Annotated in this window: 22 protein-coding genes and 2 pseudogenes; 9 read left to right on the forward strand and 15 right to left on the reverse strand. The window is 70.9% G+C overall.

What is annotated here, in order from left to right; translation table 11 throughout:
* Positions 1 to 17: 17 nt before the first annotated feature.
* The 7 genes from OG828_RS04605 to OG828_RS04635 form a co-directional block, all read right to left on the reverse strand.
* Positions 18 to 890 (reverse strand): alpha/beta fold hydrolase, encoded by an 873-nt coding sequence (locus OG828_RS04605; protein WP_328436693.1) that lies wholly within the window; start codon positions 888 to 890, stop codon positions 18 to 20.
* A 43-nt stretch (positions 891 to 933) separates the two neighbouring features.
* Positions 934 to 1,413 (reverse strand): cupin domain-containing protein, encoded by a 480-nt coding sequence (locus OG828_RS04610; RefSeq protein WP_328436694.1) that lies wholly within the window; start codon positions 1,411 to 1,413, stop codon positions 934 to 936.
* A gap of 14 nt (positions 1,414 to 1,427) precedes the next feature.
* Positions 1,428 to 2,417 carry an alpha/beta fold hydrolase gene (locus OG828_RS04615; RefSeq protein ID WP_328500183.1) on the reverse strand — a complete coding sequence of 330 codons (990 nt, stop codon included), beginning with the start codon at positions 2,415 to 2,417 and terminating at the stop codon, positions 1,428 to 1,430.
* Between the two features lie 71 nt (positions 2,418 to 2,488).
* Positions 2,489 to 3,319, reverse strand: a complete 831-nt coding sequence (locus OG828_RS04620; RefSeq protein ID WP_328500184.1) for an SDR family NAD(P)-dependent oxidoreductase — start codon at positions 3,317 to 3,319, stop codon at positions 2,489 to 2,491.
* The gene (locus OG828_RS04625) at positions 3,316 to 4,125 is read right to left on the reverse strand and encodes an alpha/beta hydrolase (protein ID WP_328436697.1); all 810 of its coding nucleotides are present in this window, start codon (positions 4,123 to 4,125) and stop codon (positions 3,316 to 3,318) included. The genes OG828_RS04620 and OG828_RS04625 overlap by 4 nt, the downstream gene beginning before the upstream one ends.
* A 94-nt stretch (positions 4,126 to 4,219) precedes the next feature.
* A complete protein-coding gene (locus tag OG828_RS04630) occupies positions 4,220 to 5,299 on the reverse strand; it encodes an MBL fold metallo-hydrolase (protein WP_328500185.1) in 1,080 nt (359 codons plus the stop codon).
* Positions 5,300 to 5,631: 332 nt separating this feature from the next.
* Entirely contained in the window at positions 5,632 to 7,530 is a 1,899-nt protein-coding gene (locus OG828_RS04635; RefSeq protein ID WP_328500186.1) for a CocE/NonD family hydrolase, read from the reverse strand.
* Positions 7,531 to 7,792: 262 nt separating this feature from the next.
* Between OG828_RS04635 and OG828_RS04640 the strand changes: the two genes are divergently transcribed.
* Positions 7,793 to 9,367, forward strand: a complete 1,575-nt coding sequence (locus OG828_RS04640; RefSeq protein WP_328500187.1) for an AbgT family transporter — start codon at positions 7,793 to 7,795, stop codon at positions 9,365 to 9,367.
* A gap of 21 nt (positions 9,368 to 9,388) precedes the next feature.
* Positions 9,389 to 10,480: an ArsR/SmtB family transcription factor gene (locus OG828_RS04645; protein WP_328500188.1), complete on the forward strand. Its 1,092-nt coding sequence runs from the start codon at positions 9,389 to 9,391 to the stop codon at positions 10,478 to 10,480.
* 72 nt (positions 10,481 to 10,552) lie between these two features.
* Here the strand turns inward: OG828_RS04645 and OG828_RS04650 are convergent.
* Positions 10,553 to 10,702 (reverse strand): annotated as a pseudogene (locus tag OG828_RS04650) (pirin family protein); the annotation flags it as partial.
* Between the two features lie 171 nt (positions 10,703 to 10,873).
* Between OG828_RS04650 and OG828_RS04655 the strand changes: the two are divergent.
* Together OG828_RS04655 and OG828_RS04660 are read left to right on the forward strand one after the other, a co-directional pair.
* Entirely contained in the window at positions 10,874 to 11,311 is a 438-nt protein-coding gene (locus OG828_RS04655; protein WP_328505064.1) for a hypothetical protein, read from the forward strand.
* Between the two features lie 1,048 nt (positions 11,312 to 12,359).
* The gene (locus OG828_RS04660) at positions 12,360 to 13,055 is read left to right on the forward strand and encodes a DUF899 domain-containing protein (RefSeq protein WP_328500189.1); all 696 of its coding nucleotides are present in this window, start codon (positions 12,360 to 12,362) and stop codon (positions 13,053 to 13,055) included.
* A gap of 370 nt (positions 13,056 to 13,425) precedes the next feature.
* Here OG828_RS04660 and OG828_RS04665 read toward each other — a convergent pair.
* Both OG828_RS04665 and OG828_RS04670 read right to left on the reverse strand, forming a co-directional pair.
* Positions 13,426 to 13,639, reverse strand: a pseudogene (locus OG828_RS04665) (IS5/IS1182 family transposase); the annotation flags it as partial.
* Positions 13,640 to 13,976: 337 nt separating this feature from the next.
* Entirely contained in the window at positions 13,977 to 14,942 is a 966-nt protein-coding gene (locus OG828_RS04670; protein WP_328500190.1) for a pirin family protein, read from the reverse strand.
* Between the two features lie 103 nt (positions 14,943 to 15,045).
* Between OG828_RS04670 and OG828_RS04675 the strand changes: the two genes are divergently transcribed.
* From OG828_RS04675 to OG828_RS04685, 3 genes are read left to right on the forward strand one after another with little or no spacing between them, the layout of a single operon-like run.
* The gene (locus OG828_RS04675; RefSeq protein ID WP_328500191.1) at positions 15,046 to 15,537 is read left to right on the forward strand and encodes a MarR family winged helix-turn-helix transcriptional regulator; all 492 of its coding nucleotides are present in this window, start codon (positions 15,046 to 15,048) and stop codon (positions 15,535 to 15,537) included.
* Positions 15,534 to 15,980: a MarR family transcriptional regulator gene (locus OG828_RS04680; RefSeq protein ID WP_328500192.1), complete on the forward strand. Its 447-nt coding sequence runs from the start codon at positions 15,534 to 15,536 to the stop codon at positions 15,978 to 15,980. Before OG828_RS04675 ends, OG828_RS04680 begins: the two co-directional genes overlap by 4 nt.
* 59 nt (positions 15,981 to 16,039) lie before the next feature.
* Positions 16,040 to 16,387: a tetratricopeptide repeat protein gene (locus tag OG828_RS04685; protein ID WP_328500193.1), complete on the forward strand. Its 348-nt coding sequence runs from the start codon at positions 16,040 to 16,042 to the stop codon at positions 16,385 to 16,387.
* A 49-nt stretch (positions 16,388 to 16,436) separates the two neighbouring features.
* Here OG828_RS04685 and OG828_RS04690 read toward each other — a convergent pair whose 3' ends face one another.
* Positions 16,437 to 17,840, reverse strand: a complete 1,404-nt coding sequence (locus OG828_RS04690) for a PepSY-associated TM helix domain-containing protein (protein WP_328500194.1) — start codon at positions 17,838 to 17,840, stop codon at positions 16,437 to 16,439.
* A 144-nt stretch (positions 17,841 to 17,984) separates the two neighbouring features.
* On the opposite strand from OG828_RS04690, the gene OG828_RS04695 reads away from it, so the two are divergent.
* Positions 17,985 to 18,635 carry a peptide deformylase gene (locus OG828_RS04695; RefSeq protein ID WP_328500195.1) on the forward strand — a complete coding sequence of 217 codons (651 nt, stop codon included), beginning with the start codon at positions 17,985 to 17,987 and terminating at the stop codon, positions 18,633 to 18,635.
* A 1-nt stretch (position 18,636) separates the two neighbouring features.
* Here OG828_RS04695 and OG828_RS04700 read toward each other — a convergent pair whose 3' ends face one another.
* Positions 18,637 to 20,070: a dihydrolipoyl dehydrogenase family protein gene (locus OG828_RS04700; RefSeq protein WP_328500196.1), complete on the reverse strand. Its 1,434-nt coding sequence runs from the start codon at positions 20,068 to 20,070 to the stop codon at positions 18,637 to 18,639.
* Between the two features lie 121 nt (positions 20,071 to 20,191).
* Here OG828_RS04700 and trxA point away from each other — a divergent pair, with 121 nt between their 5' ends.
* Entirely contained in the window at positions 20,192 to 20,578 is a 387-nt protein-coding gene (trxA, locus tag OG828_RS04705) for a thioredoxin (RefSeq protein ID WP_328350454.1), read from the forward strand.
* A gap of 61 nt (positions 20,579 to 20,639) precedes the next feature.
* On the opposite strand, the gene OG828_RS04710 is transcribed toward trxA, so the two are convergent.
* The 3 genes from OG828_RS04710 to OG828_RS04720 all read right to left on the reverse strand — a co-directional run bounded on the left by OG828_RS04710 (position 20,640) and on the right by OG828_RS04720 (position 23,630).
* Entirely contained in the window at positions 20,640 to 21,818 is a 1,179-nt protein-coding gene (locus OG828_RS04710; protein ID WP_328500197.1) for a 4-hydroxybenzoate 3-monooxygenase, read from the reverse strand.
* 19 nt (positions 21,819 to 21,837) lie between these two features.
* The gene (locus OG828_RS04715) at positions 21,838 to 22,872 is read right to left on the reverse strand and encodes a LacI family DNA-binding transcriptional regulator (RefSeq protein WP_328500198.1); all 1,035 of its coding nucleotides are present in this window, start codon (positions 22,870 to 22,872) and stop codon (positions 21,838 to 21,840) included.
* Between the two features lie 77 nt (positions 22,873 to 22,949).
* Positions 22,950 to 23,630 carry a TetR/AcrR family transcriptional regulator gene (locus OG828_RS04720; protein ID WP_328500199.1) on the reverse strand — a complete coding sequence of 227 codons (681 nt, stop codon included), beginning with the start codon at positions 23,628 to 23,630 and terminating at the stop codon, positions 22,950 to 22,952.
* Positions 23,631 to 23,704 lie beyond the last annotated feature (74 nt).

Below are 23,704 nucleotides of genomic sequence, written 5' to 3' on the forward strand. Positions count from 1 at the left end.
TCGCGGGTGATGCCGGGTCAGGAGGTGGCGCGGGCGGCGGCCTCGATGACGCGCGCGGTGGCGTCGGGGTGCGAGACGAGGATCGCGTGCGAGGCGCCCCGGAGCACCTCGGTGTGGGAACCCGCTCGAAGCGCCATGGCCCGCTCGGCAGCCGGTGGGATGGCGCGGTCGGCGCCTGCGACCAGGAACCAGGAGGGAATGGTCTTCCATGCCGGCGTGCTACTGGGTTCCGCGAACGCGGCCAGCGCCACCGGCCGTTGCCCTGCCGCCATCAGCCGGGCCTTGCCGGCAGGCACGTCGGCGGCGAAGACCTGCCGGAAGTCCGCGGGGTTGACGTAGGCGTCCTGCCCGCCCGGGAACGGCCGGACCGTCAGCGCCGGCGAGAGCTGGCTGCCCGGGTACTTCCCGAGGATCTCCAGGCCGGACTCGCCCTGATCGGGAGCGAACGCGGCGATGTACACGAGGCCCTTGACGTTGGGGTGGTCCACCGCGGCGTCGGTGATGACGGCGCCGCCGTAGGAATGGCCGGCCAGGATGACCGGCCCGGGAATGGTGTCGAGGACACTGGACACGTAGGCCGAGTCGCCGGCCAGGCCGCGGAGCGGGTTCGCGACGCCGATCACGGGGTACCCCCGGCGCTCGAGCCGCGAGACCACCGTGTCCCAGCTCGACGAGTCCGCGAACGCACCGTGGACCAGGACCACGGTCGGCCTTGGGGTGCCCGGTGTGGCCGACGTCGTCGCGGCGTTCGCGGCGGACGCCGAGCCGGCGGGAGTGGCGGCGGACAGCGCCGGGACCGCGAGCAGTGTGCCAACCACCAGCGCCGAAAGCATCAGCTTCCTGCGGCGTGGCCTGCCCTCGTGGAATCGGACGGGTTCGTTGCCTGTCATGACTGTTCTCCTCGTCTCTGCTGCTCTTTCGGGGCGGTCCGAGTCACAAGGACGGCGGCGGTCCGGTGACGCGCAGGTGGAAGGCCTCGGCGGAGGCCACGACCGCCGTGAGATCGAACTCCGGCGGCAGATCCCCGGCCTCGGCCACCGGGGTGCCGTTGGCCCTGAAGTACTCTTCGATGCAGGCTGGGCTGAACAGCACCGCGATCCGCGCCCCCTGGGGCGAGCGCACCAGATAGCTGTGCGGAACCCCGCGCGGCCCGTACCCGACTTGTCCGGGCACCAGGTCGTGGCGCTGGTCGCCGACGAAGAACGTCACTTCGCCGTCGAGGACGAACCAGACCTCCTCCTCGTCCTCGTGGACGTGGTGAGGGGGTGCGTGGCCGGCCGGGTCGGCGAACTCCATCAGGCTGAGCCGGTTGTCGGTCGCGGCGCCGGGAAGCAGGATCCTGGCCTGGCCGCCGAGAAACCAGAACGGTTCACGCTCGGCCGTCGGGCCGAAGGTCGGGAAGAACCGGGTCATTTCCGCTCCTGACGTCATCGTCGGCCGCCCAGAAAGTGCAGCAGCATGTCGGTCGTCTCTTTCGGGTGCTCCTCGTAGATCCAGTGGCCTGAGTCGGGGATGACCGCGGGGGTGACGTGGGTGGCGTAGTGGCGTACCTGCTTCGCGACCGATGAACCGAGGCTTCCGTCGGCGCCGATCGCGAGGACCGGCATGGTCAGGGGCTTCTTCTGGAACCGCGCGTTGTCGGCGATGTCCTGCGGGAACGTCCGGAACCAGGCGAGGCTCGCTTCCAGGTGTGCGGAGTCGCGCAGGTAGGAGGCGAAGACCTGCAGGTCGTCCGGGGTCAGGGCGTCCTCGTGCACCGCGATGCTCCGCATGAAGCCGGAGGTCCAGGTCAGCTCGCGGCCCCGGATCAGGCTCTCGGGGAGGCCGGTCGGCAAGGAGAAGAAGCCGAAGTTCCACACCCCGGGTCCCCTGGCCGTCAGTGCCGGGAACTTGTAGATGCCCGGGTCCGGGATCGGAGCCTCGCTGAGCACGAGCTTCCGGACGCTGTGCGGGTACTGCGCGGCGTAGGAGTAGGCGACCATCGTGCCGATGTCGTGGCCGACGACATTCACGTCGTGGTCCTTGCCGAGCGACACCAGGAGCGCGTGCACCTTGGCGGCCATGGTCTTCTTGTCGTAGCCGGACGCCGGGGCGTCGCTGTGGCCCGCGCCGGGCAGGTCCGGGGCGATGACCGTGTAGCGCTTGGCGAGCGCTGGCATGATGCCGCGCCACTCGTACCAGGTCTGCGGGTAGCCGTGGATCAGGACCAGGGTCGGACCGTGGCCGCCGATCACGTAGTTGATGCCGATCCCGGCGACTCGGGTCTTGTGTTCGCTGAAGCCGGCGGGCATCTGCTCGGCGGGCGCCGACGCCGGCTTGTCGGAGGCCGAGGCCGTCAGGGTGATCGAGCCGAGGCCGACGGCCAGGGCGAAGACCGCGGCCGCCAGGCGGCGGGATCTGGGCAGGCGGAATCTCACCAATCTCTCCAAAGGATTGTGAGGAAATCGAGGCGCGGCAGGACCGGTGCCCGCCGTGCCGTGGCGGCCGGTCAGAGCGACTCGACGAGGCCGCCGTCGATGACGAAGTCGGCGCCGGTGATGTTCGCCGCCCGAGGACCGGCGAGGTAAAGCACGAGATCGGCCACCTCGGACGGCCGGGTGAAGCGGCCGGTCACCGACTGGTCCGCCGCGCCGCGGGCCACGTCCCCTGGGTCGATGCCCCGGGACTGGCCGACCGTGGCGGCGACACCGTCAGCGCCCTGCCACAGCGCCGTCTCCACCGGGCCGGGACCGATGGTGTTCACCCGCACACCGCTTGGCCCCACCTCCTTGGACAGGGCCTTACAGAAGTTGGTCAGCGCTGCCTTCGCCGCGCCGTAGTCGATCACCAGCGGGTCCGGCAACCGGGCGTTGACCGAGGAGACGGTGACGATATGTCCCGCGCCGGTGGCGAGCAGGTGCGGCAGCGCGGCCCGGGTGGTGCGGACGGCGGCCATGAAGTTGACCGTGAACGTCCACTCCCAGTCCTTGTCCGTCACGCCCAGGAAGCCGTCGACCCGCGGCCGCACCGCCCCGACGTTGTTCACCAGGATGTCGACACCGCCATGGACGGCGACGGCCTCGGCGACCAGCGCGGCCGGACCGTCGGGCGTCGCGAGGTCGAGCTCCACGACGGTGAGCTCAGCCCCCTGCTTCACAAGCGCGTCGAGGGCCTCACTGCGTGCCCTCGATCCCGCGACGACACGGGAGCCGCCCGCGAGGAAGGCCTCGACGACGGCCAGCCCGATGCCGCGCCCGGCGCCTGTGACCACGACGGTCCGTCCGGCCAGGCCGGCGTCGGCACCGGACGTTCCGGCGGCCTGGGACGCACGGGAGGTCATCGCCCGGTCTCCGGACTCTGCCGCCGCAGCCAGGTGAGAACGGTGTCCGCGACCTGACGCCAGCCGCCGTCGATCGTCAGGGAGTGCCCGCGGTCGGGGAAGCTGATGATGTCGGTGACGGCCGCGGAGTGCCGGTACTGCTTGAGGGTGGCCCGAGTGACGACCTCAGGCACCGTGTGATCCTTGCCGCCGGAGATCAGCAGCAGCGGGCCGCGTCCACTGTTCTCCGTGTCGACCCTCGCCGGCGAGTGAGGGTTGAAGTTGGCGGAGGCGGCCTCGTACAGCGGCTTGCCCGGCGCGGGGATCGTCCAGCTCTCGTACAGGGCCGTCGATTCCTCCTCCGAGATGGCGTTGCCGAACGCGAACCGGAACTGCTCTGCGCTCAGGGAGACCGAACGGCGCTTGTTGGCCGGGTTCTTGAAGACCGGGAACGTCGCCCTCAGCGCGGACAGCGGCAGGGGCAGAACGCCCTTGATCTGTGCGGCGTCGATCGCGACCGCCGCGGCGACGCGGTCCTGGCCGAGCAGCTTCTGCGCGATCATCCCACCGAACGAGTGACCAATCACGATGGGCCGCACAGGCAGGGCCGCGATCAGGGCCGCGTAGTGCTCGACGACCTCGTCGATGCCGTAGCCCGCGACGCTCTCAGGGTTCTGGCGCGCCTCCTCGACGGTGTCGGGGTCGCCGGGCCAGCCGGGCGCGGATGGGGCGTAGCCCTCCTCGCGGAACAGATCGATCCACGGTCGCCAGGATGTGCTGTGCAGCCAAAGTCCGTGGACGAAGACCACGGGAAGCATGACGGTCATGGCTGGGCCTCTCTTGTCTGGGTGTCCCGACCCCGCATATGGACACGAAACCGGGAACCCCGGTGCTCTCGCACCGGGGTGACACCCCAGTGGTTCAGGGGCGGACGCCGAACGGCCCGAGGACACCCGCGTCGATCCGCAGGGACTCCAGCAGCGTCCACGCGTTGTCCCGCGTGAAGACGTCGGCGGCGGCCAGGACTCCGGTGTACTTCGCGGCCACGGGAACGGCCGCGGTGTCAGCGACCGCGTCGAGGAAGGTATTGAAGATCGCCCACGAGTTGCCCTGCGCGCCGTACTTGGCGAAGAACGGGCTCGGGTCGACGGAGGCGATCGCGGACCGGGTGCCGGCATCCAGGTCGTCCATGTACTGGATCTGCAGGGCCCCGTCCGCACGGACTCCGAGCCGCCCGAGATGGCCGCCGACGAACGTCCGCCACGGGTAGCCCATCGCGATGCTCTGCGCCCTGATCCAGGCCGGGATGTCCTGGGAGACCCCGAGGTTCTTGAACGGCACCCAGCCCGGGTACAGGACGTCGACCAGCATCAGCGTGGCGTAGTCCGGCGCATAGATGAAGATGTTGTCGGGAGCGTGGTTGGGGCCGTGGTACCGCAAGTGCAGGGTTTCTCCGCCGACCTTGAGCCGGTACTTGTCGTGGAACGTGACCGTCGGCGGCGGACGGTTGGGGTCGGCCGCGCAGGCCAGCAGAGCGGCCGTCGCGGCATGCGAGATCCGGACGACGTCGGTTCCGAACAGACCGGCGGCGCCGATGTGGTCGGCGTGCGAGTGCGAGTAGACCAGGTGTGTCACCTTGCTCGGCCGACCGTTGGCCCGGGTGATGTCGTCGATCGCGCGGAGCAGATTGTGCCCGATGGTCGGCGGGGCGTCGACGAGGACGACGCCCCGCGTGGTCGTCAGGAACATCGACTGGTAGTAGGAGTCCGTGACCCAGTAGAGGTTTCCGACGATCCGGCCCACGTGGTAGCCGTCCTCGTTCGGTGTGGGCCCGGCCGAGGCGGCCGGGATCGGCGCGAAGTCCGGCAGACCGGTGTCGTCGGCGTGGGCGGGCTCGGCCAGGGCGCCGGCAAAGGTGGCGGCGGCCGGTACGGCGAGGGCGCCGGCAGCGCCCCTGAGGAATCTGCGGCGGCCGGTCGGAGGCCGGAGTTCGGGAGGCATGGGAATCTGGTCGCCTTTCGGCTCGGGGGCAAAGGAGTTCAGCTGAACAGGGATCGAAGGGTGTCGAGTGGCCGGTGACCTTCGGCGGCCCGGCTGTTCCGCTGTCGCCACCGGAGGCGTTCGGACCTCCCCCGGAACGACTGCCGACAGCCCCGGCTCCTGGCCGCGGAAATCCGTGATTGCCGACCACGTCAGGACAGCACCGGGTGAGCGGCGCTCGCACCGGGGCCGCACCCCAGCGGTCATCGGCAGGTGGATGCAGACCGTCGGCGCCCAGTGGCTGCTCGTGTACCGCTCGCACCGCAGCCGGGTGCGCTTGCCAAGCTGTCCGGCTACGCGAGCGCGCCCGGTCCACCCTCCAGCCACACTCGCAGGTGGGAGGGGTGCTCGGCATCCATGTGCACGGTGTTCACGGCGATGGCGGTGCGGCGGGCGGCGGCTTCCGGTTCGCCGGTGTTGGTGTTGACGTCGAAGCGGGGGAAGTTGCTGGAGGAGACGTCGAGCCGGATGCGGTGGCCGGCGGCGAAGCGGTTCGCCGTGTCGGGGGCGGTGACCTCGATCTCGTAGACCTTGCCGGGATTGAGCAACTCCGGGCTCTCGTAGGAGCGGTGGAAGCGGCAGCGGACGATGCCGTCGGTGAGGTTCATGGCGAAGCCGTGCGGATAGTCGACGTTGGGCGGGTGGACGTCGATCAGCTTGATGGTGAAATCGGTGTCCGGGGCCGTGGTGGAGATGTGGAGCCTTGCCGACACCGGCCCGGCCAGCACCACGTCCCGCTCCAGTGGCGGGGTGCTGAGGCTGATCACGTCCGGGCGGGAGTCCAGCGGCAGGTACGGCTCGCGCGCCCCGTACACCCGGGCGTCCGGGGCGTTCTGGTCGTAGGCCCCGCCCGTCATCACCGGCTCGCCCGAGGTGACTTGGCCTCCCATGGTGGGGACCGGGTGGCGCGGGTCGAAGTCGTACGTCACCGACGCGGCGGGCGCGGTGGGCGGGGCGAGGGTGAGGGCACCGTCGGTGGTGAGGTACAGAGCGACGGGGGCCGTCGACGCCGGCGGCCACCGGGTGTCGGTGCGCCACTCCCCGCCGTGCCGCATCCGCCCGGCCGCGTCCCGCCGCCCGTCACCGCCGCCCATCAGGAAGTACTGGACCGCCGGGAGGTCTGAGTCGCTCGCCCGGCCCAGCGCCCGGTCGAACCAGCGGCGGCGGAACTCCAGGTACGACGGGGCGAGGTTGCCGTCCAGGGTCGCCCGTGGACCGAAGTCCACGTCTCCGGCGTACGTCTCGCAGTGGTGTCCGTGCGTCCAGGGGCCCATGACCAGGTAGGAAGGTGCCGACTTCAGCTCCCGCAGGGCGGTGAAGTTCTCGATGGTGGAGCGGACGTAGGGGTCGTACCAGCTGCCCATGTGCAGGCTCGGCGCGTCCGGGAAGCGGTCGTAGAAGCCTCGTCCGTAGATCGCCGGGTTGCGGTAGTAGTCCCCGAAGGTGTCCTGGCGCCACTGCTCCAGCAGGAAGTCCTCGTACGCCGACAGGTGCCGCAGCGGCGTGCAGCCGGGGCGCCACGGCATCGCGGCGAACCAGCCCGTCGCGTCCACCCGCAGCAGTTGCTCGGCCAGCACCGGATCCGCCGCCGCCTCCGGGCTGTGCACGGCATGCCGCAGTGCCCAGGTCACCTGCTTCAGCTCGAAGGCGCCGCCCATCCGCATCCCCGCGTCGTACGCGCAGGAGAAACCGCCAGAGTCCTGGAACATGGCGGCCAGCCCGGTCGCCCCTTCGGCGGCCGCTGCTGCCTGGGCGTGGGCTGAGTAGGACACCCCCGTCATCACGACCCTGCCGTCGCACCACGGCTGCCTCCGGAGCCAGGCGATCGTGTCCGCGCCGTCCGGGCCCTCGCCGAGGTACTTCACGAACGTGCCCTCGGAGTCGCCCCGGCCCCGGCAGTCCTGCCGTACGACGTGGTAGCGGGCTTCGGTGAAGTGCCGGGCGATGTCCTCGGGCTGCGGGACGGGCGCGTCGCTGCGGTCCTGGTCCGAACCGCGCTGCGCGCGCCGGCCGTACGGGGTCCGCTCGAGGAGCACGGGAAGCGGGGTCGTCTCCGGTTCGGGTGAGGCGGAGTACAGGTCGGCGGCGAGCCGGATGCCGTCCCGCATGGGGATGCGCAGGGTGCGGCGCCACAGGGCGCCGCCGTGGAGGGGTTCGGGCCGGCACGTGGGAGAGGTGTCGTACGAGGTCACTCCCGTGACGCTAAGCAATGGCCCAGGTCATGGCGATCACTTGACGTCATCAGGTCAACTGTTCCGCCGGACGGTGACGGGACCGGACACGGGACCTACTGTGCAGCGCAACCCGGGAACGCCCGCAGGCCATCGCGACGGATCGTGAACGTGTGCGGCTCCGGGTCCCGTTTCACATCGCTCGCGGCTCAGCCGCGCCATGCCCTCGTTTCCCAGTCCCCTCCCCTCCCCGTCTTCTTCCCAGTCCTCACAGGAGGCCGCCATGAGCACACCTGACAGCCGCGCCGAGGAGGTGCAGGCCACCGAGCCCGGCGAGGGGGGCCGTGGCTCCCGGTTCCTCGACCTGGTCGAGCGGGCGGGAAACGCGCTGCCCCATCCGTTCTGGCTGTTCTGGATCCTGTGCGGGGTCGTCGCCTGCGTCAGCTGGGCGCTGAACGCCTCCGGCCTGGAGGTCGAGGACCCGTCCTCGGGCGACCTGGTCGGCGTACGCAGCGCCCTGTCGGCGGACGCCGTACGGGACCTGATCACCGGCGCTGAGGAATCCTTCGTCACCTTCGGCCCGCTCGGCACCGTACTGATGGTGATGCTGGGTGTCGCGGTCGCCGAGCGGTCGGGGCTTTTCGAAGCGCTGGCGCGCCGCATGCTGTCGGGCCTGTCCCCGCGCACGGTCGTCCTGGGCGTGGCCCTCGGCGGGGTGCTGGGGAAGTTCCTGTCCGACTCGGCGTACGTGGTCCTCATCCCGCTCGGGGCGGTGGCTTTCCGGGCCGTGGGCCGCTCCCCCATGCTCGGCATGATCGTCGCGTTCGTGTCCATCAACGCCGCGGGCGACGCCAACCCGCTGATCGCCCCCGGTGACGCGCTGTTCGCCTCCGTGGCAACCGAAGCCGCGCAACTCGTCGACAAGGACGTGGTGGTCCGCGCGACGGACAACATGTACTTCACCACCGTCTCGGCGTTCGTGCTGGCCGGCACCATCGCCCTGGTCGTGGACAAGATCCTCGCCAAGCGCGAACACCACCTGATCCCCGACGCCGACCTGGAGGCCGCGGCGGCACAGCAGGTGGTCGCCGCCGACGTCGACGACGCCACCGAGCTGCGGGCCCTGAAGCTGACCGGCCTTGCCGTGCTCGGCTACGCCGCGCTGATCGTGCTCGCGATGCTCCCTGCCTCGTCACCGCTCCGCGGCGAAGGCGGCGCAATCGTCGAGTCCACCTTCATGAACGCCATCGCCGTCTTCCTCACCGTCTTCTTCCTGCTGATCGGCGCCGTGTACGGGCGGCTCACCGGGCGGATCCGCGGGAGCCGCGCGATACCGGAGTTCATGGCGGACGGCGTGCGCTCCATCGCACCGCTGCTGGTGCTGTTCTTCGCCGTGTCGCAGTTCCTCGCCCTGTTCAAGTGGACCAACATCGCCACGGTCGTCGCGGTCGAAGGCGCGGACTTCCTGCGGGAGTTGGGCGCGCCCACGCTGGTGCTGTTCTCCCTGCTGATCGTCGCGGTCGCGCTGATGAACCTCCTCATCACCTCCGGCTCCGCCCTGTGGACTCTGGTCGCCCCGGCCCTCGTACCCATGCTGATGCTGCTCGGCACCAGCCCCGCCACCACCATGGCGCTCTACCGCATCGCCGACTCCTGCACGAACTCCATCACCCCGATGAGCACGTCGTTCATGCTCTGTGTCGGCTACCTGCAGACCCTGCGCCGCAAGGCCGGCATCGGCACCCTGGTCTCCTTCACCCTGCCCCTCGCCATGATCATGCTGGTGGTCTGGGTGGTGCTGTTCTTCGCCTGGTACTTGCTGGGCATCCCGCTCGGACCGGGCGCGCCCGTACGGTGAACCCGGCCGTACGCTGACGGCGTGAGCATCGTCCTCGACCTCGGAGGGCTCGGCCCCGCGGACCTCGCGGCCGGGCCCTCCGCGCTGTCGGAACTGATGGCGAGCCTGCACGTGCTCGCCGAACCCGAACACCACCCGGAGGCCGCCGGCTGGGCGGCCCGCGCCACCGCGGCGGACCCCGAACTGCGCGACGAGCTCTCCGTGTTCGCCCCGCTGTGGGCCCGCTTCCGCTGCCGCCTGTTCTTTCCCCGTACGGTGCCGCTCGCGGCCGGCCTGGACGAGGATCTGGCAGCGATCGGGGAGCTACCGGCCGAGGACTTCCTCGAGCTGGTGGCGCCCGGAGTCCTCGGCACCAGCGCGCAGTCCGTCCCGCCGGCCCGCGAGCTGCGCCCCGGCACCACCGCCGCGGAGGACTACGCCCGCCGCTGCCTGCGCCGCTCCTACGCCCGCGGTGAGCTGGCGCGACAGCTGGTCGCGGCACCGCTGGAGCTGCGGGACCGGCTGCTGGCGGTGCTGCGGGCCGCCGACATCGCGTTCTTCGCCGAGGACTGGCGCACCCTGCGGCCGGCCCTGGAGGAGCACGCGCGAGAGGTACGTCGCCGGCTGGCGGCCCGTTCGCCCGCGGAGGTGCTCACCGAACTGCTGCCGACCGCGGCCCGGGTCGGGCCGGGAGAACGGATCCGGCTGGACAAGCTGCAGATCGACGAGGTGAAGGTGGCCCCGCGCCCCCTCGTCCTCGTCCCGTCCGCCCGGGTGTGGCCGCATCTGACGGTCAAGAACGAGCACCCGTCGTGCGTGGTGGTGCAGTACGCGGTGCGCGGCGCCACCCCGGCCGGACAGCTGACCCTGCGGGACCTTCACCACCGCCTGATGGCCCTGACCTCGCCTGCCCGCATGGAACTCTGCCGCCACCTCCTGGGCGAGCCCATCACCACCTCAGAACTCGCCGCCCGCCTCGGCTCCACCGAACCCCAGGTCTCCCGCGCCCTGCGCACCCTGCGCGACGCGGGCCTCGTGCGCTCCACCCGAGACGGCAAGCTGGTACGTCACCGGCTCGCCACGGACGTCATCCAGCGCCTGGGCCACGACGTCCTGGCAACCGTCGCACGGTGAACCGACAGGGGAAGCTCAGGGCTAGAGGGCTGGCCTTGGGTTTCTCGGCACCAACCAGTCGACCTTGTTCGGTCAGCGCACCCTGCCCCGCGGCTTCAACGGCAGCGGCGGCAGTTCCGGCGCCAGGAGCGGATCACCGTCGTAGCCCTTGACGTCGCCGAAGCGGGAGCCCGTCATCCATTCCTCGCGGGCCTGTTCGATGTCGGCCTGGGTGCGGCCGAGAGCGGCTTCTGTCCCTCCGAAGAGCAGCGAGTGCGCGAGGTAGCAGGACAGGGACCGCTTGCCGACCGCCGAGACCGCCGCCGCGGCTGCAGAACCGTCGGGAGGGGTCCCGGCCGTCGGCGGGTACGTTCCCGAAGCGGACGGACTGGGACAGAGCGAGGAGGGGCACCGGTGAGGCTGTTTCGGAAGAAGTCCAGCGGCAGGTACGAGATCGGGATCCTCTTCGACATCGGGGCGCTGGGATCGTTGTACGGACAAGAGGCGTATCACATCCTCTTCAGCAGTCTGGACCCGCAGCGCATGACGGGCTGTTCCTTCCACGACGGCGACACCGAGGCAACCCTCTACGGCGGGGCCAATCTCTACTGCATCGCCGTCCGAGCCCCCGCCCCACAGCCCATCCGCTACGTCCGCGACATCCTGAGCTCCCGCACCGATGCGTGGTTGCCGACGCCGGACCGGCGGTTCCTCGAAGGCGACGTCACCGGCCGGGAGCCGCTCGTCCATGCCGGTGACGTCGACGGGGCGGGGCGCCTCGTCGCCTCTGCGAACGGGCCGATTCGTGTGCGACTGGCCGAGGGAACGGCCTGGACGGTGGTCCCCAGGTGAACGCTCCCCGCCCGCCCTTGGACTACGACCACGGACGGCTGGCGCGGTGTCCCGACGCCCTCGGCAATCAGAGAAAGGTGAGGACCTGTGATCTTCGGAAGGCGCTGGCGCGGGAGGCAGGGCGAGCCCCGGCGCCAGGTAGTACGGTCTGCTCCGGTCTCTCCGCCCTGCCCGTCGTGCGGCAGGCCTTCACGCGGCGCCGACCCGGCTTTGCTTTGCCCGGGATGCGGAGCCGCCTCCGAGATTTACCCCAAGGCCATCGCCGTCCAGACGCTGCGGGAGGGGGACCAGGCCAGGGCGTGCGACGCGTGCGAGCAGGTCACGCTCGTCATGGAACCGAGCATGGTCTGCCCAGACTGCAGGCGACCGCACTCTGACGTCAACGACCGGATGCGCGAGCGGTTCGACCGGTTCGGCCCCGGCGACCCTGCTGACGCACCCTGCGTCGGCTGTGGTTACTACACAACCCGCCCGAATCCGCCGTCCCCGCCCCTCGACCTCCTCATCGACTGCCAGGGCTGCGGCGATGAGATCGCGATATCCGAGGCGGACTTTCCCACGGGGAAGGGCATGCACCTGCGGTGCGGCGGCTGCAAGACCGTCACGGAGATCCCGAACACCATCTGGTGCCCGAAATGCGGGCAGCACCTTCGCCGGATGGGCATCTCTGAACTCATCCGCGAAGCGAACCGCCGCCGACACTGACATCAGTTGGCTCGCCGACGGCAGCGCACGAGACCGCACCCGCGCCATCAGCCCTCAGGCCTGATCCTGGCCACCCGCCCCGGCCACGGTTCGTCGTGGTTCCGTACCGCCTCATCACCGCCCGCCCCGGCGATCCTCGACTGTTGCCCATCTGGTAGGCCACGGGCGCACGGCCGTTCATGGGCGGAGGCTGATCACGTGGAGTTTCCGTGGAGGTCGCGCCGGCCGAGCTGTTCCCGCGCTGCCGACCACGCCCGGATGGTGTCGGTCCGATGAGTTCCGTGGCCCGGTGGGGTCTACCCCTGGACGAGCGAAAGCCGCACACGAGTTCTGTGAGGGGACCATGACCACCCACGCACTACCACCCGTCGTCGACGCCGCAACCTGGGAGCGCCAACTCGAAGCGCTGCGTGCCCGGGAGAAGGCCGCGACGCGGGAGCTTGACGCCATCGCCGCCGAGCGTCGTCGCCTGCCGATGGTCGAGATGCCCGACTACACCCTGGAGGGCGAGGACGGCCCCGTTCGGCTGGCAGACGTCTTCGAAGGCAAGAGTCAGCTGATCGTCTACAACCACATGTGGTTCACGGGCAAGGACTGGCAGTGCCCGGGCTGCACGGGGTTCACCTCGCAGTACACCCGCCTGGAGTTCCTGGACAACTACGACGCGCGATTCGTCATCGTCACCCAGGGCCCGATCAAAGAGGCACTCGCCTACAAGCAGCACGTCGGCAACCAGATGACGTGGTACTCGACTGCCAACAGCTCATTCGGGGCCGACGTCGGCGCACCGCCCGACGCAGGATTCGCGGTCAACGTGTTCCTGCGCGACGGCGACACCGTCTATCGCACCTGGCACACCAACGGCCGTGGCACCGAACAGCTCAGCCACACCTTCCCGCTGATCGACGTCCTGCCCTACGGACGGCAAGAGGAATGGCAGGACTCGCCCGAGGGCTGGCCCCAGTCGCCCACCTACAGCCGGTGGGCGACGTCCAAAGACATCGCTGCGCTCTATGGCCCGGGCTCCGGCGGCCGCTGAACGACCCGCATCACGTCCGGTGTTCGGGTGTACTCGGTGATGCTGCCGGTGCGCGACGGGTTGACCATCGCTCGGGGTCTCTTCACGTGGCCTCGCGAGCTCCCGGCGAGTGTGGCGCGCCCGTCACGTCAAAGTGGACGGTCCCCGGACGGTCATGTGGCGTACCGCCGACGGTGTGCGGGCTTCAGGCGCGTTCGGTCGGGATGTGACCGTGAACTGGGTGGGCATCGCGCTTCCTGAGATGGAGTTGCTGCCCGGCGTAATCCTGGACGGTGAGGCCGTGGTCGTTGTCGACGGGCGGATCCGGTTCAAGGCGGCAGTCCCGAGCCTTGTCGACACCGACGAGGGCGCGGCGGCTCGCGGAGCGGCACCCCACAGTGTTGTCGTGGGTGTTCGCGGCCAGGATCGTGACGGCGATGACCAGGCCGAGCACATCCACGGCCAGTCCCCGCTGGCGGCTCGTGGATCCTCTGCGTGTCCAGCACCACCAGGGCCGGGTCCTCTGATCGGCGGGCCCGCTCACGGACCTGGCAGCGCAGCAGTCCGTGCCCGCCGATGTCGCCAGGATCGTCGTCCCGTCTCCATCCACGACGCCGCCAACCGGGGCCAGAGCGTCTGTCAGTGGTCTCGGACGGGTGGCTTGCACTGGATGGTCCCGCATGCGCGCGGTCAGCTCGCGCACCCGGATGGCCTCCATGACCGCCACAGCGGCGCACACCTGCCCCTCGAGCGCCCCCTGCCCACTCGACCGCAGAATCAAGGGCACAGTCGCACCCCGAATCCCACCTGATGACATGTCACCAGAGTCAACATTGAGTCAGCATCAGGTTTGGCAGACCGTGTCCGCACCCGCGCCGATCCTCTCGCGCCACGCAACACCGCGTCCGTGCCGGTCAGGTCCCCAGCCGCCGAATTCGCAGCTCAGCGCACCCTGCCCCGCGGCTTCAACGGCAGCGGCGGCAGTTCCGGCGCCAGGAGGGGATCACCGTCGTAGCCCTTCACGTCGCCGAAGCGGGAGCCGGTCATCCAGTCCTCGCGGGCCTGTTCGATGTCGGCCTGGGTGCGTCCGATGAAGTTCCACCACATGATCAGCTCCTCCTCGAACGGCTCGCCGCCGAGGAGCATCAGCCCCGCGTCCGACGCGGCGTGCAGCGGCAGTTCGGTGCGGCCGCAGCCGAGGTAGAGCATCGAGCCGGGCAGCACCGGCACTCCGTCCACCCGTGCCTCGCCGGACATGGACAGTACGGCGTATTCGAAGTCCGGTTCCAGCGGCAGGCGTACGTCCGCGCCGCCGGCGAGGGCCAGGTCGGCGCCGACGATCGGGGTGTACGTCGTGCCGGGCGAGGCGGCGCCGTCGAGCTCGCCGAGGATCATCGTGGCCCTGAGGCCGGGCGCCGTGACGACGGGCAGCTCGCCGTGGTGCTCGAAGCGCGGGTCGGTGTGGCGGTGGCCGTCGGGGAGGGCGACCCACAGCTGGGCGCCGTGCAGGAGGCGGGCGTGCGAGCGGGGGCTCTCCTCGGAGTGGCTGATCGCCCGGCCCGAGGTCATCAGGCCCAGTTCGCGCGGGCGGATGGTCTGCAGGCTGCCCGTCGAGTCGCGGTGCAGCACCTCGCCCTCGTGCAGCCAGCTCACCGTCTGCAATCCCATGTGCGGGTGCGGCGGAACCTGCATGCCGGACTCGTCGGCGATGTCGTCGGGGCCGTAATGATCGACGAAGCACCAGGCGCCGACCATACGGCGGCCCAGGTTGGGCAGGAGACGGCGGACCTCGGTGGACTCGCCGAGCTTGACGTGGCGAGGGCTGAGAAGTTCCCGCACGGGCTCCGGCACGACGAAGCCGCGGCCGCCGCACAGAGCGGGAACCGCCTCGCGATCAAGATTGCTCATGGCGCCCAACCTAGACCCGTGGGAGTCCTCGCGTCAGTCCAACGCAGGCCAGGCCCATCCGAAAATAGTAGCCATGGATATAGTAGCCATGTACTTTATTCGCATGAGCATCGCTTCCGAGGGCGCGACGCCCGGTTTTCTGGTCTGGCGGCTGTCCACGAAGTGGCGTGTCGCGGTCGACCGCGCCGTGACCCCGCTGGGACTGACCCACGCGCAGTACGCGCTGGTGGCCTCGTTGTACGGCATGCAGCGCGGCGGCGAGCGCCCCAGCCAGCGGCGCCTCGCGGACCACACCGGTCTCGAACCGCTGTATGTCTCCAAGCTGGCGCGAACCCTCGAAACGGCCGGCCTGCTCGAACGCGCCCGTGATCCCCGCGACCCGCGCGCGGTGCAACTGGCCCTGACCGAGCAGGGCCGTGAGCGGACCCGGGAGGCGATCAAGGTCGTCCACGGCCTGCTGCAACAGCTGCTGGAGCCCCTCGGCGGCCTCGACAGCCCGCGCACCCGGGAGTTCACCCGCGATCTGGCCACCCTGCTCGACGCACCTCTTGATCCGTTCGCCATGGACCGTGAGTCCGACAAGGAGCAGTCATGACCACCACCACTCCCCCGGTCGACCCCCGTGTCATAGCCCTGGCCCACTACGCCGGCCGCGCGCTTCTCGAGCAGGCACTGACTCGCCACGGCGCCACGTTCCAGCAGTCCGTCACCCTCCGGTCCGCCGCCACCGCCGGCGGACCGATCGAGCGGGACCGCCTCGTCGACAGTGTCGTCGGCGCGCTGAAGATCGACGCAACGGACTCACACTCCGTGGTCGACGAACTGCTCGCGGCCAACCTGCTGGCCCCTCAAGGGCCGTCCCAGCTGCGGATCACGGACGCCGGACGGGCACTGCTCGACCGGACGTCGGCCGAGACCGCCCCCATCACCGCCCGGATCTACGCCGGTATCCCGGCCGAGGAACTGGCCATCGCCGGGCGGGTACTGACCCTCATCACCGAGCGGGCCAACGCCGAGCTCGCCGCCATGGCCCACTGAGCCGAGTAGTGGAATATTCAACCACTGTGCTCCGTTGACGGCGTCGAAGGAGGTCACGAGTGGACACGACGTACTACGACCACGGAACAGAGGCGGAGCGCTGGGAGCGCGCGCGGATGTTCTTCGACGCCAGGGACTACGCCGCCGCGGCGCGCGTGCTGGTCGGGCTGGTCGAGGAGGTGCCGGAGCAGACCGGACCGCGGCTGCTGCTGGCGCGCGCCTACTACCACTCGGCCCAACTGCGCCGCGCGGAGACCGAGTTGCGCACGCTCGTCGAGCGCGACCCGGTGGAGCACTACGCCCGGCTGATGCTGGGCCGGACCCTGCAGCGACAGGGGCGGCACGAGGAGGCGGAGCAGCACATGCGTCTCGCCTCGGCGCTCGCCGGGGACTTCGAGCGGCTGTGAGCCACGACGAGGGCCCGGTTCCCGCAAGGGAACCGGGCCCTCGTCCGATTCATGCCTCCGCGTTGCGCGGCGTCCGTCGCCCACGGCGGTGGGCGATCTCCCCGAGCACCACGTCCACCACGATGAACGCGGCCAGTGGAATGCCGAGCAGCGGCACGAAGTAGCCAAGGACGGCGATCACGGCGACCAGGGGCACGAGGATCTGCGGGGGCACCTGCTGCCAGGCACCGCGCGGGATCGGCCGGCCGAAGGCGGAGCCGCGTCCACGCTGCCACCACATGCGGTAGCCCATCACGATCAGCAGGATCAGGCTGAGCGCGAGAAGCATCAGGGCGATCTGGTTGACCAGGCCGAAGAGGATTCCGGTGTGCAGATCGATGCCCCAACGGGTCAGCTTCGCGAGCAGCGGATAGTCGTCGAACCGCAGCACGTCGGTGACCTCGCCGGTGGCCGGGTCGATCGCGGCCGAGTCCTGCTTCTCCGGCCAGCTGCGCTGCACCTGCTTGACGACGTACGCGGACGACGCGTCGGCGGGCGGGACGATCTCGACCGGATCGCCGAGCCCTTCGGAGCGCGCGGCGGCCAGGATCTCGTCGAGGCCGACACCGTGATCGCCGTTCCCCCCGGAACCGGCCGCGGCACCGTGGCCACCGTGGTCGCCGCCCGAGGTCGCCGAGACCGACGGGGTGGAGTGGCCGAGCGAGGTCCGCAGTTCGTCGATGTTGGCGCCCGTGTAGGTCGACCAGGTCAGGCCGGTCGCGGACAGGAAGAAGAACCCGATCGCGGCCCAGACGCCCACGGTCCCGTGCAGGCCGAGTGTGCGGCGCCGCCCGCTGGTTCCCCGTACCTTCCGAAGGGCCCGGCGGCGGGACAGCCACAGCACCACGCCGCCGCCCGCGATCACCCACAGCCAGCTCGCGGCGAACTCGCTGTAGAGGCGGCCGTTCTCGCCGAGGTGCAGGTCCCGGTGGAACTCGTCGATCCAGGTGCGCAGCGGCAGGGCGCCGGTCGAGCCGTACTGTTCGAGGGCGCCACGCACCTCGGCCGTGTACGGGTCGACGAACACGGCGAGGGTATGGGTGTCGTCGACGCCCTTGACGCCGGACAGCAGCACCCGGGTACTCGCGTCGTCCGCCGGGGAGGGGCGTACCGCCGAGACCGTGCCGTCGGGGTGGGCCTTGCGGGCGGCGGCCACCTGCTCGGAGATCGGCAGTTTGGTGTCGCCGACCGGGACGGTCATCTCGTCGGCGTACACGATCTTCTCGGCCTGGAACGAGGCGGCGTACAGCAGACCGGTGGTGGCGGCGACGAGCAGGAACGGTGCGACGAAGAGTCCCGCGTAGAAGTGCAGACGCAGGACCAGGGGGCGGAGCGGGGCCCATCTGCTGGGGGACGGCGCCGGGGTGGCGACTTTCGGGGCCTCGTCCGTGGAGGTCGAGGGAGCGATGGACATCGGCGGTTCTCCGGGGCTGGGGACGTTTCTCGGGTCTCGCGGTCCAGTAGTCGGGGGAAGAGCGCGCCGAGTTCCCGGCCTTTGGAGTGACGTACGCCACACAGTCGAGATCCGGTCGTCGTGGTGCCGTGGCATTCTGGCGCGATGGCATCTCCCCATGACCGCGCGCCCCTTGCCGAGCTGGTCGAGGAACTCCTCGCCACCAAGGGGCCGCTGACCATCGTCGAGGCGGGCGAACCGGTGCTGCGGCACGCCGCCGAGCCCTTCGACGGACAGCTGGACCCCGCGCTGCTGGCGCGCTTCGTCGCGGCGCTGCGCGGCACGATGCACGCGGCGCCGGGTGTGGGCCTGGCGGCCCCGCAGGTGGGGGTACCGCTGCGGATCGCGGTCATCGAGGACCCGGCGCCGGTTCCCGACGAGGTGCGCGTGGCGCGCGGGCGGGTGCCGCAGCCGTTCCGGGTGCTGGTCAATCCGTCGTACGAAGCCGTCGGGCCCGGCCGGGCCGCGTTCTTCGAGGGCTGCCTCAGCGTGCCGGGCTGGCAGGCGGTGGTGGCACGGCACGCCGAGGTGCGGCTGACGGGCGAGGACGAGTCCGGCCGCCCGCTGGACGAGGTGTTCAGCGGCTGGCCCGCGCGGATCGTGCAGCACGAGACGGATCACCTCGACGGCACCCTGTATCTGGACCGCGCGGAGCCGCGCTCACTGTCCTCGGGCCGGGCGATGGCCGAACGCTGGGCGCAGCCGACGCCGGATGCGGCGGCGGCTGCCCTGGGATTCCGGCTGCCCGAGGTGTGACTCAGTTGTCCCGGTAGGCCTCCAGCAGCCGCAGCCAGATCTCGCTGATCGTCGGGTAGGACGGCACCGCGTGCCACAGCCGGCCGATCGGGACCTGCCCGGCGACCGCGATCGTGGCCGAGTGGATCAGTTCACCGACGCCGGGGCCGACGAAGGTGACGCCCAGCAGGATCTCGCGCTCCAGGTCGACGACCATACGGGCGCGGCCGCGGTAGCCGTCGGCGTACAGGCCCGCGCCGGCCACCGAGGACAGCTCGACGTCCACGGCGCGGACGCGGTGGCCCGCCTGTTCCGCCTCGGCCAGGGAGAGTCCTACGGCCGCGGCTTCCGGGTCGGTGAACACGACCTGGGGTACGGCCGCGTGGTCGGCGGTGGCGGCATGGGCGCCCCACGGCTCCGACTCCAGGAGCGGTACGCCGGAGGCGCGGGCGGCGATGGCGGCGCCCGCGATCCGGGCCTGGTACTTGCCCTGGTGGGTGAGGAGGGCGCGGTGGTTGACGTCGCCGACCGCGTAGAGCCAGTCGCTGCCGGTGACGCGCAGACTGTCGTCGACCGGCAGCCAGGAGCCCGGCTCCAGGCCGACCGTGTCCAGGCCGATGTCGTCGGTGCGCGGGGCGCGCCCGGTGGCGAAGAGGATCTCGTCGCCCTCGATACGGTCACCGGCCCCGGTCATGGCGACGACCGTGCCGTTCTCACGGGTGACCGACGCGAGCGACGTGCCGGTACGGACGTCCACGCCCGCTTCCGTGAGCCCGTCGCCGACCAACTCGCCGGCGAACGGCTCCATGCGGTTGAGCAGGCCCTTGCCGCGGACGAGGAGCGTGACCTGCGAGCCGAGGGCCTGCCAGGCGGCGGCCATCTCGGTGGCGACGACTCCGCCGCCCACCACGATCAGCTGCCCGGGCGCGGCCTTCGCGCTGGTGGCTTCCCGGCTGGTCCACGGCCCGACGTCGGCGAGCCCGGGCAGATCGGGCACGAGGGCGCGGGTGCCGGTGGCGACCACGACGGCGTGCCGTGCGGTCAGGACGCGCTGCTCGCCGTCCGGGCCGGTCACGGTGACCTCGCGGGGTCCGGTGAGGCGGCCGTGGCCGCGGTGGAGGTCGGCGCCGATGCCCTCGATCCACTGGACCTGGCCGTCGTCCTTCCAGTGGGAGGTGAACTCGTCGCGGCGGGCGAGGACCGCGGCCGTGTCCAGCGGGCCCTGTACCGACTGCCGCAGACCGGGGAGGCGGCGGGCGTCGGCCTGGGCGATGACCGGGCGCAGCAGGGCCTTGCTGGGCATGCACGCCCAGTACGAGCACTCGCCGCCGACCAGCTCGCTCTCCACGACCGCGGTGGAGAGACCGGCCGCACGGGTGCGGTCGGCGACGTTCTCCCCCACGGGCCCGGCTCCGAGCACCACGACGTCGTACACGTTGGAATCCGTTTCCGTCATGGGGTCAGTCTGGTGGGTGGTGTGCGCTGTGGCCACACGGGTACGTGCGCGGAATACGCAACGGGTCGGACGTGTTTCAGCGGACGGCTTCGCCCCGACATCAGGAAGAGGGAATCACGCCATGAGCAGCACCGTGGAGCTCACCAAGGAGAACTTCGACCAGACGGTCACGGACAACGACTTCGTCCTGATCGACTTCTGGGCGTCCTGGTGCGGGCCGTGCCGTCAGTTCGCCCCGGTCTACGAACAGGCCGCCCAGGACAACCCCGACCTGGTGTTCGGCAAGGTGGACACGGAGGCGCAGCCCGAGCTGGCCCAGGCCTTCGGTATCCAGTCGATCCCGACGCTGATGATCGTCCGGGACCGGGTCGCCGTGTTCTCGCAGCCCGGCGCCCTGCCCGAGGCCGCGCTGACCGACGTCATCGGACAGGCCCGGAAGCTGGACATGGACGAGGTCCGCAAGGCCGTCGAGGAGCAGCAGGCCAAGGCCGAGCAGAACGGCGAGTGAACCAGGGGGCGTTGTGCCATGGCCGCGTCGCCGTGTGCGCGGCGGCGTGGCGCACATCGTCCTACAGCGCCAGCGGCAGTCCCGCGTAGTTCGCGGCCAGCTCGGCGGCCGCGTGGCGGGATGCGGTGATCCGGCGCAGGCGGGCCCGCTGGAGCCGGTCGTCGAAGGTGTCCCCGTCCGGCCGGACGTGCAGCATCGTCGTCATGTCGTACGAGAATCGCGTCGCCTGCCAGACCCGGGCGAGACACAACTCCGAGTACCTGTCGAGGAGTTGCTCCGACCCGGTGCGGTGCAGCTCGCCGAAGGCGCGGGCGAGGACGCGTACGTCGGACACGGCGAGGTTGAGGCCCTTGGCCCCGGTGGGCGGCACGATGTGGGCGGCGTCTCCGGCGAGCAGCAGCCGTCCGTGGCGCATCGGTTCGTGGACGTAACTCCGCATCGGCGTCACCGACTTGGCCGTGATCGGGCCGCGGCGCAGGGTCCAGTCGGCGTCGATGGCGAAGCGGGCGGCGAGTTCGTCCCAGATGCGGTCGTCCGGCCATTCGTCGGGATCGGTGCCGTTCGGGACCTGCAGATACAGGCGTGAGACGCTCGTCGAACGCATGCTGTGCAGGGCGAAGCCGTGCTCGCCACGGGCGTAGATCAACTCGTCGCAGGACGGCGGGACTTCGGCGAGGATCCCGAGCCAGGAGTACGGGTAGTCGTGCGCGTACGAGCGACTGCGGGCGGCCGGGAAGCTGTCCCGGGCGATGCCGTGGGAGCCGTCGCAGCCGGCCACCCAGTCGCAGGTCAGCGCCTGCTCACGGCCCTCGTGCCGGAACCGTACGACGGGTGCCTCGCTCTCCGTCCTCTCCACGGCGAGCGCCTCCGCTTCGAACAACAGCGGTGGCCCTTCGGCCAGTTGGAGCGCCACGAGGTCCTTCACGATCTCGGTCTGGGCGTAGATCGTGACGGTACGGCCGCCGGTGAGGGCCGGGAAGTCGAGGTGGTGCCGTTCCCGGTCGAAGCGCAGCTCGATGCCCTGGTGGACCAGTCCCTCGGCGTCCAGGCGGTCGGCGGCGCCGGCCTCGCGCAGGGCGTCGACCGTGCCCTGCTCCAGCATGCCGGCGCGCTGGCGCTGTTCGACGTACTGTCTCGTTCTGCTCTCCAGCACGACGCAGTCGATGCCCGCCCGGTGCAGCAGACGGGCGAGGAGCAGTCCGGCGGGGCCGCCGCCGATGATGCCGACCGTCGTGCGCATGGTGCGCCTCCCCTGGGGTTCAGCTGGATTCGCGGTGCACCACCGTGGCACCGAGCACGGTGTGCCGCTCGGGTGCGATGCCCGGGTCGCGGACCGCGCGGTCGACGAGTTCCGCGAGGTCACGGCCGGACGGCAGCTCGATGTGGACCGTGCTCAGCCGGGGCCGCAGCAGCCGCCCGAGCATCAGGTCGTCGGCTCCGATGATCGCCGTGTCCCCGGGAATGTCGACCCCCTCGTCCTGCAGCGCGCGCATCAGCAGCATCGCGTACTCGTCGTTGTACGCGAACACGGCGTCCAGGTCGAGTTCCCGCCAGCGCGCGGCGAGCCGGGTGCCTGCGGACTCCTCGTAGGCGAGCGGCAGTTCGGTGACGGTGGCGTCCGTGCCGTGCAGGGCGCGGCGCACGCCCGCGAGGCGGGGCGCGGAGAAGGTCTCCAGGCCGGGCTCCTCCGGTACGACGACGCCGATCCGGCGCCGGCCGCGGTCGTACAGGTGGGTGGCGGCGCAGTGGCCGACGGTCGCGTGGTCCATGAGCAGGGCGTGGGCGCCGTCGACGGTTTCGGGGCCGAGAGTGACGACGGCCCGGGCGCCGGAGCGCTTCAGCACCGTGACGCCCTGCGGGCCGAGGCCGGCGCCCGGGACGAGGACGGCGACGGGCCGCAACTCCGCCCAGGCGCGGGCGGCTTCGTCGCCGTGGAGGCCGACGGTGCCGTACTGGACGACCGTGTAGTCGAGCCGGCTGAGCGCCCATTGGAGCTCGTTGATGAACTGGCTGTAGAGCGGGCCGACCGGGATGGTCGGGGCGGGCATCAGGACGAGCCGGCTGTGCCCGGCGCGCAGGCTGCGGGCGGCGGCGTGCGGCACGTACCCGAGTTCCTTCGCCGCCTGGTGGACCCGGCGCCGGGTCGGCTCGCTGATCCGGACGGCGCTGGTGTTGTTGAGCACGTAGGAGACGGTCGCGCGCGAGACGCCGGCCAGGCGGGCCACATCGGCGCTCGTGGGCACAGGGTGCTGCGCGGGCGACACGGGGGCGGGCGTTTTCGGTATCTGCACCATGACGTCTCGCATCTTGGCAGAGGGCCGGGGCGGGTGTGCGGGCGGGATCGGGCGAGTGAAGGTTGTACGAACGCGGCTCAGCTGGGCGGGTCGGTACGCGTGACGCGGGCGACCAGGTCGACCCAGCCCGCCTCCAGCCGCTCCAGCGGCATCCCGCACTGCTTGGTCAGATGGTGGATCGCGGCGGGGTCGAGGTAGCCCAGCAGCGTCTGGGCGAGGAGCTGGCCGTCGGCGTCGGGCACGATCTGCCGCAGCAGGATCACCATGTGCGTGCGCAGCGCCCGGAGCGACGGGTGGGAGTACCGGCGGGTCGGTTCCGGCTGGGCGGCCAGTTCCAGCTCCAGCCGTTCGGCCGAGCGGTACAGCAGGGCCGTGCCGAACGCCCGCAGCCGCTCGATCGGCGGCGCCCCGGGCCCCAGGGGCGGCGGTCCGCCGAGGAAGTCGGCCTGGAGCTTGCGCGCGGAGTGGTCCAGCAGCGCCGTCAGCAGACCCGTGCGGTCGCCGAAGCGGCGGAAGACCGTCCCCTTGCCCACTCCGGCCGCCGCGGCCACCGCCTCCATCGTGACCCCGGCGACGCCGTGCTCGGCGATCAGCTCGGCGGCGGCCTCCAGCAGGCGGGCCCGGTTGCGGGCCGCGTCGGCACGCAGGCAGGGCTCGTCCTCGGCGCTGCCGAGCTGCAACAACCCGGCTTCGTCGAAGGGCTCTTGAGGCCCCGGGAAGGGCGGCAGAGGGGCGGACATGAAAACAGCGTAAAGCATGGGGAATGAAACTGGACCGCGGTCCGGTTATGGTGCTACACAGTAAACGGACCCCGGTCCGGATCGTTTCGGCA

It is taken from the genome of Streptomyces sp. NBC_00457, assembly GCF_036014015.1.
GTDB lineage: Bacteria > Actinomycetota > Actinomycetes > Streptomycetales > Streptomycetaceae > Streptomyces.